The sequence below is a fragment of the Bdellovibrio sp. SBM16 genome (assembly GCF_056175625.1).
The window spans coordinates 1-13236 of record NZ_JBJKJG010000010.1; the positions used below are offsets into that span (position 1 = coordinate 1).

The following is a 13236-nucleotide window of genomic DNA, read 5'->3' on the forward strand; positions in this document are numbered from 1 at the left end:
TTGCAGGTGCTGCAACACCACTAGCGGCAGCCGCCGGCGGTGGCGGTGGCGGTGGCGGCGGTGGCTCTACGCAAAACTGGAACTGTAATGAAATCGCCCAATCAGCTGTGGGAGCCGGTGCGCAAGCACAAGGAAATGGTGGCAATGCTGCTGGCGGAACAACCGGTGGTACTGGCGCAACGACGGGTTCACAAGGAGCTGCAGGTGCTGGTGGCACTGGTGCTACAGGTGGCCTAGGTGGCCCAGCCGGTGGCGGAATTGGTGCCAACTCAGTCTTAGTTGGTGGCTGTGCATTGATCGGTACAGCAAGTACCGGTGGAACACCAGGCGGAGGAGCCGGTGGACGTGGTTGTAATTTTACCAGTACAACAGCTCCTGTGGCTACTGGCGGCGGTGGTGGCGGCGGTGGCGGCTATTTTTACAGCGGTGGCGGTGGCGGTGCGGCCAACTCTGCAGCCAACAATACAGGCGGTGGCGGTGGTGGTGGTGCTAGTTATGCTGATCCACTTTATGCAGCAACGACTACAATCGTTGATGGCGCAACAGCGGTACAGACAGCTCCGAATACCGGTGATGCAGACTACATTGCGGCCGGTGGCACATCTGGTCGTGGTGGAAACGCCGGTGGACAAAGTGCAAACGGCACAAATGGCTCGAATGGTTTTGTGGTTCTTATATTTTCGGATAACTAATTGGAGATAAAGACGTGATGAAAAAGTTCGTAATGCTATTTGCAATATATTTAGCTTCACTCAGTATTTTTTCCTGTTCAGGCGGTGGTAGTGGAGCTCCCGTAGAAATAACTCCAGCAACGCCGGTCTTACCCGATGCACGCACTATTCCTTCGGTAAAGAATTTAAAGATGAATACCAAAAACATTCTTTGTGGCAGCAATTTTAGCTCGGAGCTTTCTGATAATCAAATGCTTGTAAATACGTCGCTGAACGATGACATGTCCTTCGTGGTGACGTTCACATTTTATGACAGTTCATGCGCTACTTCGGCAACTTTGGGTAATGTCATTGCGACTTATAACCTAAACGGCATTTATGCTGTTACTACTGCGGCCGGTGATATGGTTCTGACTGCTACGGATTCTAAAATGACTATCTTGGCCGGGGATTATCCACATGCTACTAAAAAGTTTGTTGATTGGATGAATACTTGTTCTAATTTAGAAGGTCAATTTTCACCTAATCAAAATACGACACTTTTCCTATCGTTGGGGCCCAAATGCGATGCCAATGTAACCCGGGCTTTTAATTTTTTAGCTAATGGCGAATCGACAGCCTCGAGCGAGGCTGATCTTAACCGCCTGGTCGCTAAAGGCCAGTAATCTACATCAAAATACTCGCGTACCAGTTTTCAAAAATTCTATCGAATTGCATCTGGCTGGTAATACCTAAGTACTTACGTAAACCGATCACTGAAGACATGATTTCCAGCACATGCTGGCGTTGTACGCGGGTTTGTTCAACTTTGACCGATTCACGGTAAAATTTAATCGTCGGTGAGTAGAATTTTCTGTTTAAGGTGTAATACAGTTCAATAGCGGTAAATTTATAAATATCAATACCGGTTAGGTTGTAGGCCGTAAGTAACGCATCAATGGCGCGGGCATAATCTGACGATTTTTCTGATGTCAGTTTTTCTTCGTTCTGAAAGTTAAGTTCTGAATACAGGTTTTTTTCTTTATCGACCAGTTGGTTAGAAATAAAGTTACCCAAGGTCATGATCACCAGGCGGATCTGTTTACGTGCGTTTAGTACTTCGGTGCGCAACGCGGGGTCTTTCAGACTTTCAGAGGCTGATTTATCAATGCCTTCTGTCGCACGATAAAATAGATTCATTGCTTCGATCATGAGGGTAATATCGGTAAGTCTGGCTTTATCAACCAGAACGCCGTTTTGTAAATCTGAAACGGCAGCATGCACTACGATATTCGACGTTGAATCATAGTTTTCCTGTAAGTAGTTCTGGATCGACACGCGGTTATTGTTTTTATCCAATAAATAAATCGGTGATTTTTCGGTGTACATCTGTTTAAGCGTTTGTGCCGCTAAAGACAGCGCCATACCGACAAGCTCTGCTTTTGGAAACAACTGCTTCTTTAATTCTTCGGATTGAAATTCGGTGATAAAATCCTGTGCCACATATTTGGTAATGCCGCTATCGTAGGCCGTGGTTTTCCAGTCGGCCAGTTGCTGGATCATCTTTGAATAGAACATCAGTGACCACGCCTGATCTTTTGCGCGGGTGATGACATCGCCATTGGCATTCGGTGTCGGGTGAATATAAAAACGCGGCTCATTGGCTTTAAGCACGGTTTTAATATCTTCACTTTGTGGTGCCGAGGTCAGCGGGGTTCCACGTTTCATAAACTGCAGCATTTTTTCAACCAAGATAAACTGCGTTTCTAAGTTTTTCGCTGAGAGGTTTTCGGCCTGGTTGTAGGCCATTTTAAACATCTGTTCGAAATCATCGTTTTCAAAAAGGTTCGGTGTGTTGGTGCCGATGGCGTTGGCCAGGCCTTCGCCGATAATCAATTTAAATCTGGCTTTAAATTCATGTAAGCCGGTCAGTTTTTCGGTGATGCTGACTTTGATTTTTTCTTTGATCTGTGTGCCCAGGGTTGTGATCTGCAGGGCCGATTGTGTCTGTACTACCGCAGTGACGCCCGCGATACCGCCAGCATTTAAATCTTTTTGGATGTTGCCAAGACCGTAGTCTTTTAACGCCGGAAAAACGCCCACTTTAAGAACGATTTTCTTAAAGATGCCGCAGCTTTTTTCACGGATCAGACACTGAATTTCTTCATCGTCTTTTTTACGTAAAAAATCGTAAAGATCCTTATTGGCTTCTTTAAAATTTACCTTACGTTCCTCGGCATCTAACATTGACCAGGCCATGGCTAAAGCCGCCAGCGCAGATTCACCATCATGGATTTGGTCAGTCAATTTACCCAGTTTTTCGGCGTTTGCTAAATCCTGCACATCTTCAGCAGTTAAAACGGTTTGGTTAACTGTGACATAATTCTTTAAGATCGCAATTGCCTGGGTCAGCGTTTCTACCTTAGCCAGATCTACAGATAACTGCTTCGGTGCTTTTAGTTGTTCTGATGTCTGCAGGGATAATTCGGCTAAAACTTGAGTTTTTAATTCAGGAAATAACTCGGTGTTTTCGATCTGGTGTAAGACATTGGCGATCATTTGGTCTGCTAATGATAGCTGTAAGGCAAAAGCGGTAGCCGAAGTAACCGTCAAAGTCGGGCCGCTGTTCTGGTCGATAATTTGATTAATTTTTTCCGTATCGGCTAACACGGTCTGTTCGGCTTCATTTAAACCAGACGATAAAGCCGCACCAGATTGCTGTTCGATCAGTAATAAATAGCGGCTATCAGCCATATTGAGTTTACCGGCTAGCGCTTTGTCTTCGGACTGGTTGTATAGAACTTTTGCCGTATCGACAGCGATTTCATCACCGACCACGTTGCCGATTTTCATCAGCAATAGGGCGTCTGATTTTAAATCGCTCGACGTTTTGGTTAAATATTTTTCGCTGAACTGAAAATCGGCGAACGGCTTTTTATGCATTGAAATAAGATTCACATCATTAGTGATAACTGTCGGCACCTGGGGCTTAACACGCTCTGCCTCCTGCGCTTTCGGTGCACAAGATAATACATAGGCCGAAACCACAAAGGCAAAAATAACAAACTTTAAAAATTGATTAGTTGTTGTATTCATAACTTTTCCTCTAGAAAAATAGGGCAATTGAAATTTCCTGGCCGGTTCTGCGTTCTACGTTTTTACCGCTGATCGTATCAAAGGCCATAAACGACAGGCTCATAGGCAGTAAACTCTGCTTCTTTAAATACGATTTAACGGTTGAGTAATTAAGGCTCAGACTTACTTTTTGCCAAACTGCTTTCGTGTTTTTAGCCAACACGGACGTATCGCCTTTAAAAGAATCCGAGTATCTATCCGCAAGTTTTTGTCCAAACTTATAATCGGTACTGATTTTAAAATCCTGAGACAGGTCAAAATCAAACTGCGTACCTAATTCAGTAGTAAGGCCTTCAGACAAGGTGACTTCGTCTTTTGACTCCTGGTCAGGCAGAGTGTCGTCAGAATTTTTCGGCACCCGCACGGTGATTTTTTCCGGTAATACGTAACGCAAGCTTAGAAACGGCGCTACGGTAATAAAGTTTCCGACCACCTTGGCGTAACCGATCAAATTTTCTAAGCTGGTTTTGTGAAACGTATTTAACGCCAAGAGATCATCGGCGTTGTATTCAGGGCCTGTCGGCAAAGTTAAGGTTGCCTGGTGCACAAGTTTAGAGTCGCCGCCGTCAAACATTTTCCAAACGCTGACCAACTGGATATCACCTAAAAAATCTTCTTCGCGGTTTTCGATCGGAAGATATCCTTTTTGCGCCAGCGTACTTTGCGTTGCCGCGCGCAGATCCGTATCTAAAGCAGCATCTAAATCTTCGGATAAACCACGAAACTGGTTGTAGTAATCAACATTTGATAACGACTGCTTCATTTGCACGTCGTTTCGGTATTGAATCACCGGCACGCCGATACCTACGGTCCAGTTGTCGCGGATTCCGTAGGCGTAAACCGGAGCTATATATTTTATGGTTGGATTGGTTTCAAATTCTAACGTGCCTAGATTAAATAGATCACCGGCATTATATAGGCCAAAGCGGTTGAGTGTTTGCACTAGTGTTGAAGCCTGCGGATTAAATTTAGCTAATGTCGGTGCATCAAACTCAATTGATTTGTAATCTTTAAGTTTTACCAGATTACCGTCTTCCTGAAACCGTTGGTCCAAGCCCGAAATAAAGCCCATCTTAATCGACGAGGTAGAAATCTTTTTTGGTAAAGTTTCTGATTCGAACGAATACGACCTGACTGTGAAAAAAAGAAAGATTAGGCAAATCAATGTCGGCCAAAAAACGGCAGACATGAACTGCGTTGAACTTTGGTCCAGCACAAAAAAGCGGCTGAATTGTCGTAAAAAATTCCCCCAGACCATTTAAATCCCCCCTAATGATCGAAGTTCCTTCACCAAGAAAATAATGAAAAAGCTTGTAGTCTTTAGACCAGCGATCTGCGTGCCAAACAAAAATGGACCTCAAAAACGTCGATTTTTTCCGTATAATAATTGCATGACCCAAAAGAAAATCTTGTTAGCTAATTTGGTACTCGCATCCTTTGTTTCTATTTATGGCTGCGTATCTCAGGAACTGCGTTTGCCGGCGACCGCCAGCGAAGTTTATAAAAATACCGATCTTCAGCAAAGCTTGATGATGGCCGCTCAGAATAACGTGTTATTTGTGGTTTCGCCTGAAGCTTTAGTTGATTTAGAAAAAACCGAAGTTGATCTTAAGTGCCGTAGTTTCGAAAATCCATTTTGGTCTGAAAAATTATCAGTCTATTTAAATTACATGCGCCAGCACCCTGAGTTTTTCTCGCGTTTTCATGTGCTTGAAATTAAAAAAGGGGATCAGGCCCAGGTGCAGATGCAAAAAGACTTAGACGGCGCAAGCGTTCTGTCCGTGCAATATGTGATGACCGAAGTGCGCGGTAAAGTGACTTATAAAACCCAGTTGCCGTGTGAAGGCCGCCTGGCCGAATCAATCGGTAAAGATATCATAAAAACTAATTTTGAATTTCCGACGATTGAGACTTTCGGAAAAATATTAACTGATTCACCGGATCGCGTGCAGGTTGAGCGTTTTCAGTTTGCCAATGATTTTTTAATGTACCTGGCTGAGCGCGGAGCTATCTTCAAGTTTGGCCACGAACAGTCGTTCGAGAAAAACAGTAAAGGGCAGTACATTATGGCGCTGGCGCTAAACCAGATGGCCCGCGAAGTAAACGCCAGAAACCTGGGATATTTAAACCTGTGGCTTAAAAAGATTAATCAAAACAGCCGCCAGGCTGAACTCATTCAGATGTTTGGCCTTGTTAACGATAAAGAAATCAAAGCAGGCGTAAAGGTCGATTCGCAGGGGGAGTTTGCGAGAAAAACCATGGGGCAGCCGGATCTGACGTATCTGTTCATGACATTTAAACTGGATGGTGACGAGGTTAAGGTCACTTCGCTTGATGGATTTAATCGCTGTTTACAGGCGCAGGCCAAAGATTTAGGTTCTGATATTTTAGGTAACTTCAGAAACCCGGCAGGCAATGGTGCCGGCGATGATATCCGCGACAGTTATTTAAGCCCGGGCTTTAATTGCGATAGCAATGACTTAGCTTCACCTTTAGTTGGCAATCAGGCTGAGCGCACTGAGGCGCAAAAGTAATCTTATTCTGAGACATCTTTTATATTATTAGGACCTGTCAGCCCAAATTTGGCAGTCTGACAGGGGCATCTTGATGTGATACATTCATACCTGTTTTATCCTATCTGATCTGGAACGTTTCTTTCATTACTTCTTCTTAAACAAGGGAAGCCGTGCACTAAAGCACGCGAAAGGGAATTGTTATGAAAGCAAATATTTTTAAAACCGTTTTAGTAGTTTTGGCATTATCTTCAACTTCTTTCGCACAGGCGCAATTTGATCTAACGAACGACTATGAACATCAAGAAGCTAAAGTCGAAGCTGCAGCTTATGGTCAACTAACCCAAATGAAAAAAGAATTAGATGCTATCTATAAAAAAATCAGCGATCTGCAGGAAGAAGTAGGCATCACGGTTGATGATTCGCAAGGCGTGATCAAAGCTTTAGGCGAAAAAATCGATATGACCGATGAATTAAGAACCGATTTCGTCATGCTTGCTGCTGAAATGCAGAAGCAATCAGGATCTGCGTTGTTTGAAAGTCACGCCCAGGCCAATACAATTATGAAACAAGCACGCAAACACTTAGTCGAAGCAAAAAAATTAGCTAAACTGGTTAAGTAATAACTACGATAATTCGAAATAAAAAAAGGGACCCATAAGGTCCCTTTTTTTATTTGCACAGTTTGAACTGAATTTAATCATCTGCCAAAGAGGCGCCGACCGGAGCTTCTAAGCCGCGAATAATGGTGCGCATTTTAAAGATCATCCATAGCCCCGGCACCGCCATGGCTGCCGATAATAAAAAGAAATTAGGCCAGCCGATGCTGGTTACCAGCACACCGGCCAGAGGCCCGACCCAAACCCGGCCAACCGACGCAAACGCCGAAAGAAGCGCATACTGGGTCGCCGTGAATTTTTGGTTACATAAGGCCATCAGAAATGCGACAAATGCGGCTGTTCCCATACCGCCGGTTAAGTTTTCTAACGCCACCGAGAACAATAATAACAGGTCAACGTTGGTCGCTTCTTTTAGCGAAGCAATCACGATATCAAAGGCCGGAAGCTCAAAAGCGCCCCACACACCTTTGCCGACAACGGCGACATAGTAAAAACCGAAATTAGATAATAACTGCAGTACTCCGAAGATTAATAGCGAACGGTACAACCCTAAGCGCACCATCATTGATCCACCGGCAATGGCGCCAAAGATCGTAAGCCACATTCCGAACACTTTATTAACCACACCGATTTCGGCCTGGGCATAACCTGCCCCTTTTAATAAAAATGGAGTCAGCAGGGCTCCGGCAAAGGCATCACCCAGTTTGTAGAGAATGATCAACCCCAGAAACGCACCGGCACCCTTCATCGAGAAGTAATTTGCCAAAGAAATATTTAAGGTTTCAAACTTCGCTTTTTTCGCAGCAAACCACGCCAGAGGTACGGTAAATGCCAAACCTAATAATAACGAAACCATGTCGGCCCATTTTTTTAAGTCAGGGTTGGCTTTGCCTTCTTCAAGTGCCGGAAACAGTGGGGCTAATACCGAGTTAGCAAACGGGGCCGCAAGTTTAGTGGTAAACTGATAACCGATGACCACCGCGATAACCACCGCGAAGAAACCGATCACATCATTTTTAGCATTGGTCGTTGGTGCCACTGCAGTTTTCGGAACCGAAGGAATAAACACCAGTGAAATCAGTGAGAATACCGCCATGATTGCGCCCATAATGGTGTAGATTTTTGACCACGCCCAGCCGTTTCCTGAAACTGTATCGGCCCAGACAAACGCAATACCGCCAGATAAAATCATCGCTAAGCGGTAACCAAATACGGTCAGTGAAGAACCAAAACCGCGCTCAGAAGAATCCAGCACGTCGGTGCGGTAGGCATCGATCACCACATCCTGCGAAGCAGATAAAAATGCAATCAGTACCGCAACCAGGGCTACGGCCTGCGCATTCTGGCTTGGCGAAAACATCGAGATTAAAAATAACGATCCGGCAAGGCCAAGCTGAGTCACCACCAGCCAACCTTTACGGCGGCCAAAAAACGGTAATTCAAAGCGGTCCATCAAAGGTGCCCATAAAAACTTAAAGGTGTATGGCAGACCGACCAGCGTAAAAAAACCGATGGTTGAAATATCAACACCATCGGTTGTAAGCCAAGCTTGTAGTGATTGTCCTGTTAAAGCGAGTGGTAAACCTGATGCAAAACCGAGTAGTAAAATCGCAAGTTGTTTGCGATTAAATAATTTCTTAAACCACATCTTTGTTAATATCCTTTCGCATCTGCCATAACAGCTGACTTAAGTAAGCCCGGCGGGTTTCGCCGGTGGTTACCATTAAAAGTTTGGTAATTTTAAGATTCATAGGATCCGTTAATAATAAGATTAACATCTCTTGAATGTAGTTGGTGTTTAAGGTTACGTAGTTATCCGTTCCCACACCTAACTGTACATTCTTTTTCTCCCACCAAGAAAACGGGTGGTCTTTGTAATCTTCAAACTTACCGGTCAGCTTGTTGTTTGACGACGGAAGGGCCACTAACGATACGTTCTTCTGAATCAGACGGTTTAAAACATCATGCTGATACTGTTCGATTTCACGTGCGGTATGGAACTTAGTTTTTAAAAACTGAGTACGCTCTTTTTCGGTCAGTGTTTCGCCAGAGAATAATTTGTTTAAGACGTTCTGGTGGTTGCCCCAGTCAAGATCCAGTAACTCTTTTCCGTCATGCGAGGTTTTAGAAATCGCTTTACCTTCGTGATTAGCTTTAATGACTTTCTGGTATAAGCGGTGAAAGTATCTGTTCGGATTGATCCCTAAAGAAATACCGTGCTCTAAAGTGTCGATGTGCCAGATGTTCATGGCATTATCGACCGCCTGAATACCGTGGCGAAGGGTGTGCCATGTTTCGCCGTGATGCGATCTGATTTTAAAACCTTTGTACTGTAACTTTCTTAAACCTGCCTGCAATTCAAAAAAGTGCTGTTTGGTGTACATCTCACGCTCGTCACCGACGGTATCAACTTCGGTTAACACATCTTTTAATTCAGGGTACTTGGCGATGAGTTTTAAAATTTCATCGACCTGGTACATAAAGTGATCTTTGCGGTTTGAAAATTTTGCCGAATCAAAAAAGCTCGGCTCTTTTCTGAACGACGGCGAAAGGATAAATTTAAAATCAGGGTGTTTATCCTGGAATGATTTAAAACCATCGTATAAGCCCATCACCACATCATCAGCCGTTACTGAATCAGCGCCCGGGATCTGTTCGGCCGCATCAGAAGTCGAGCGGCTTAAAGAAAACTTTAAGCGGATGTGGCCCACGTTAAAATTTGTATAGAGGTCTTCGGCCATGCTAAAGGCCGCTTCGGCATGCACTTCGCGCGAAGTAAAAATCAATTTCGGTAAGAATAAAATCTTTAAATATTCAGAAAATCCTTCGGTTTCTTTAAGTCGGATCAGTTTATCAACATCAGCCGCCGATCTGATCGGCCAAGCGGCCGGGCCGTAGGCGTGTTTGATTTTTTGTTCGTAAATCGATGCATGCGGGCCTTCAAGTAAAGGTTTTAACTTCGACCATAAAAAGCCCGCGGTCAGTGATCCGGTTAAGTGAATATGTTCTTCACGGTATTTTAACGGAAAGCGTTTAAAAAATTCTTCAAGTACTAAAGAAAAAGGGTGTTTGATCAGGTCATGAATCGTTTTCTGGTTGGTGATGAATTGGTTTAAAAGTTCTTTGAAACTTTCAACACATTCATAGGCTTCGGCATTTTTTGTTTTTAATGAAGAAGATAAAAGTAAATCTAACGTATCGGTTAAGGTGATGCCGTTAGTTTCAGAGACGATTTCAGTAAATTCTTTAACTAATAATTTGTGCGTGATTGATACTATCATCCCTTTACGTTAATGGGATTATAGCCACTTGTACATGACTTTGTGCGGGCCCGCGCCGGGAATATCAAACATCTCACCGACGATGGTAAAACCGTTTTTTTCATAGAACGCAAACGCCACTTCGCGTGCGTTAAACCATAACAAGTCACAGTTCATAACTTTCAAAAGCATTTCGCCGTGTTGTAAGATCTGCGAACCTAATCCCAAACCACGATACTGAAGATCGGTCGCCATTCCGCGCAGGCGGTACGGGTTTTTTGCTTCGGGAAAAAACTTATGTGCATCTTTCATAAAGGTGCCGTTGGCGGCAATCACCCGCTCGCCAGAATCCAAAGTCACAAACGCTCCTAAGTGAAATGTCGAACTTAAATTGTCTTCGGCATAATGACAGACTTCGACCGGTTGACCGGGGCGTAAAATACGCGTGCGTAGATCAATAGTTTGGGCGGCCATAATATGTTCGATTGTGATTTGCATGTAAGAAGGGTAACAAAAAAATGCGGGATAGGTGATTTATTTAAAGCGGAGATAATCTTTCCAGCTGCCGGGTATCTTTTCGGTGAGAATCTCATGCTCTAAAACCGGTAACCATGACGGCACCCGCGGCGGCCGAAGTAGCGGCATTCCGGCCTTTTCCGGGGTTCGGTTGGCCTTAGTCTGATTACATTTACGACAAGCCGAAACCACATTGGTCCAAATTTTAGGTCCTCCCTGAGAGGCCGGTAAAACATGGTCGATGGTGAGGTCTTTCTGGGCAAACTTTTTAACGCAATACTGACAAGTGAAGTTATCGCGAATATAGACGTTTTCCCGGCAAAACCGCACGCCATCAATTTTCTTAGGTTTAATATAAGCTTTTAGACGTAAAACACTGGGTAAATCAAAGGTGGTCGACACCGATCTGACAAAGGCTTTATGGTACTCTAAAATTTCGACTTTATCTTGAAACCAGAGGATCAGCGCCTTCTGCCATGAAACTATGCGCAGAGGCTCGTAGCTGGCATTCAGCACTAAAGCTTTTAAACTCGTGCTCATCTCAGCTAAGGGGGATTTGGTTGTTACAGAAACCGCGTCCAGTGCGACCATACTTAAAGTATAAGGGGGAAATGCCCCAGAGCAACATCAATAAACTTTATGTCTAGAATAAGCGGTTTTTTTGCTTGTATATCCCTCTGAGACAGGCTAACCAAAGGTCCAGTTTTATCCCGAAAGTAGGCTCTATTATGTCAAACACAGCAACCACTAAACCAATGGTCATCGCTTTTAATTACATTTTAAAAAACAATAACGGCGATTTAATCGACGCTTCAGAACCAAATCAGCCGATGCCGTTTTTAACCGGCAAACAGCAAATTATCCCTGGACTTGAGTCTGAAATCGTTAAAATGGCAGAAGGCGAAAAAAAGAAGATCGCGGTTCCTGCAGCCCAGGCCTACGGCGAATTCCGTCAGGATATGTTAATGGACGTACCTAAAGAAGAGTTGGCTCACTTACAAGGTTTAGAAATTGGCTCACACTTACAGTTACAATTAGGCGAAGGTGTGAAAATTGTTAAGGTTTCTAAAATCAGCGATACCCACGTTACTTTAGACGGTAACCACCCATTAGCGGGTACTGATTTAGTTTTTGATATTGAAGTGGCTTTGGTTCGTGAAGCTACGGCTGATGAGATTGCTCACGGCCATGCGCACGGCTTACACGGCCACGCCCATCACTAAAAATCTGTTAAGATTTATCGGCAGGTCGTCATAAGGCTAGCTCTTTTGATTTTCCTGTTGAACAAGATGGTGGTCATAATTTAGGCTTAGTAATAAGAATTTTGTTTAGCGTATATAGCTGAACAGAAAAAAGATCCAAGAGTTATCGAGAGTTCGAGTGTCCGAAAGAGTTTTTCCCTAGGCATAAGGTTCAAGGTTCGAGGGTCCGCACAAAAATTGCCCGGAGGAAAAATGGCAAAGAAAATTTACGTAGGGAACTTATCGTTCTCAATCACAGATGACGAATTACAACAAGCATTTGCATCTTTTGGAACTGTTACTTCAGCACGTGTAGTAATGGATAAAATGTCTGGTCGTAGCAAAGGCTTTGGATTCGTGGAAATCGAAGACGATGCGGGCGCAGATTCAGCAATCGAAAAAATGAATGGTCAAACTATCGGTGGACGCCCAGTACGCGTTTCTGAAGCTAAACCACAAGAGCCTCGCACTGGTGGCGGCGGCGGTGGTCGCGGTTTCGGTGGTCCTCGTGGCGGTGGCGGCGGTGGCCGTGGCGGTTTCGGTGGCGGACGTGGAAACGGTGGCGGCGGTGGCCGTGGCGGTTTCGGCGGCGGCGGAAACTCTTACTAATAGCGTCAAGCTAGACCAAATTTAATAATTTGAACCCACAACGTAATCCGTTGTGGGTTTTTTATTTTGAGCTATAGTTTCTGCATGCAACTGCTTTACACGTTTTTAACAATCGTACTTCTTTCACTTCCTGTATATGCTCAGAAAAAATTTGTCATCCTTGGTGACTCGTTGACCGAGGGTTATGGGGTCGCGCAAACAGCGGCATTTCCTGCTTTGTTACAGAAAAAAATCGATGCGGATAAGCTGAACTGGAAAGTGATCAGCTCGGGTTCAAGTGGGTCGACTTCGGCTTCAGGACTGCAGCGTATTAAATGGATCGCCAAGGATAAGCCCGACATCGTGCTGTTGCTCTTGGGCAGCAACGATGGATTACGCGGCCTAAAAGTCGAAGAGACCGAAAAAAATCTGAATGACACTATCGAGTGGGCTAGAAAAAACAATATCACTATTGCCCTGGGGCAATTGCATGTGCCGCCGAACTACGGCAAAGACTACGAGAAAAAATTCTCGGCTGTTTACGGCAAAGTAGCGGCTAAGAATAAAATTCAGCTGGCGCCGTTTTTACTGGAAAAAGTGGCCGGCGATAAAAAGCTCAATTTAGCCGACGGTATCCACCCGAATGAAAAAGGCCACCAGGTCATCGCCGAAAATCTTTATCCGTTCGTAAAAAAACTTTTAGGAAAATAATC

12 protein-coding genes and 1 pseudogene are annotated in these 13236 nt (G+C 44.3%); 7 read left to right on the forward strand and 6 right to left on the reverse strand.

Annotated elements, in window-relative coordinates; all coding sequences use genetic code 11:
• Both AC04MM_RS11105 and AC04MM_RS11110 read left to right on the forward strand, forming a co-directional pair.
• Window positions 1–692: pseudogene (locus tag AC04MM_RS11105) on the forward strand (hypothetical protein); the annotation flags it as partial.
• A gap of 17 nt (window positions 693–709) precedes the next feature.
• Complete coding sequence (locus AC04MM_RS11110; protein WP_475380431.1) at window positions 710–1336, forward strand: hypothetical protein; 627 nt, start codon at window positions 710–712, stop codon at window positions 1334–1336.
• 1 nt (window position 1337) lies between these two features.
• On the opposite strand, the gene AC04MM_RS11115 is transcribed toward AC04MM_RS11110, so the two are convergent.
• Together AC04MM_RS11115 and AC04MM_RS11120 are read right to left on the reverse strand one after the other, a co-directional pair.
• On the reverse strand, window positions 1338–3746 hold the full coding sequence (locus AC04MM_RS11115; RefSeq protein ID WP_475380432.1) for a hypothetical protein: 2409 nt from the start codon (window positions 3744–3746) through the stop codon (window positions 1338–1340).
• A 10-nt stretch (window positions 3747–3756) separates the two neighbouring features.
• Entirely contained in the window at window positions 3757–4839 is a 1083-nt protein-coding gene (locus tag AC04MM_RS11120) for a hypothetical protein (protein WP_475380433.1), read from the reverse strand.
• 337 nt (window positions 4840–5176) lie between these two features.
• On the opposite strand from AC04MM_RS11120, the gene AC04MM_RS11125 reads away from it, so the two are divergent.
• Together AC04MM_RS11125 and AC04MM_RS11130 are read left to right on the forward strand one after the other, a co-directional pair.
• Entirely contained in the window at window positions 5177–6319 is a 1143-nt protein-coding gene (locus AC04MM_RS11125; RefSeq protein WP_475380434.1) for a hypothetical protein, read from the forward strand.
• Between the two features lie 182 nt (window positions 6320–6501).
• Complete coding sequence (locus AC04MM_RS11130; RefSeq protein ID WP_475380435.1) at window positions 6502–6921, forward strand: hypothetical protein; 420 nt, start codon at window positions 6502–6504, stop codon at window positions 6919–6921.
• A 73-nt stretch (window positions 6922–6994) separates the two neighbouring features.
• On the opposite strand, the gene AC04MM_RS11135 is transcribed toward AC04MM_RS11130, so the two are convergent.
• The 4 genes from AC04MM_RS11135 to AC04MM_RS11150 are packed head-to-tail and all read right to left on the reverse strand — an operon-like array spanning window position 6995 to window position 11285.
• On the reverse strand, window positions 6995–8566 hold the full coding sequence (locus tag AC04MM_RS11135; RefSeq protein ID WP_475380436.1) for an AmpG family muropeptide MFS transporter: 1572 nt from the start codon (window positions 8564–8566) through the stop codon (window positions 6995–6997).
• On the reverse strand, window positions 8556–10199 hold the full coding sequence (locus AC04MM_RS11140; protein WP_475380437.1) for an amidohydrolase family protein: 1644 nt from the start codon (window positions 10197–10199) through the stop codon (window positions 8556–8558). Before AC04MM_RS11140 ends, AC04MM_RS11135 begins: the two co-directional genes overlap by 11 nt.
• A gap of 18 nt (window positions 10200–10217) precedes the next feature.
• Window positions 10218–10676 (reverse strand): GNAT family N-acetyltransferase, encoded by a 459-nt coding sequence (locus tag AC04MM_RS11145; protein ID WP_475380438.1) that lies wholly within the window; start codon window positions 10674–10676, stop codon window positions 10218–10220.
• A gap of 36 nt (window positions 10677–10712) precedes the next feature.
• Entirely contained in the window at window positions 10713–11285 is a 573-nt protein-coding gene (locus tag AC04MM_RS11150) for an HNH endonuclease (protein ID WP_475380439.1), read from the reverse strand.
• A gap of 137 nt (window positions 11286–11422) precedes the next feature.
• Here AC04MM_RS11150 and AC04MM_RS11155 point away from each other — a divergent pair, with 137 nt between their 5' ends.
• From AC04MM_RS11155 to AC04MM_RS11165, 3 genes are all read left to right on the forward strand, one after another.
• Window positions 11423–11917, forward strand: coding sequence for an FKBP-type peptidyl-prolyl cis-trans isomerase (locus AC04MM_RS11155; RefSeq protein ID WP_475380440.1), 495 nt, complete (start codon window positions 11423–11425; stop codon window positions 11915–11917).
• Between the two features lie 231 nt (window positions 11918–12148).
• Window positions 12149–12544 carry an RNA recognition motif domain-containing protein gene (locus tag AC04MM_RS11160; RefSeq protein ID WP_475380441.1) on the forward strand — a complete coding sequence of 132 codons (396 nt, stop codon included), beginning with the start codon at window positions 12149–12151 and terminating at the stop codon, window positions 12542–12544.
• Window positions 12545–12628: 84 nt separating this feature from the next.
• Window positions 12629–13234: an arylesterase gene (locus AC04MM_RS11165; RefSeq protein WP_475380442.1), complete on the forward strand. Its 606-nt coding sequence runs from the start codon at window positions 12629–12631 to the stop codon at window positions 13232–13234.
• The last annotated feature ends 2 nt before the right edge of the window (window positions 13235–13236 follow it).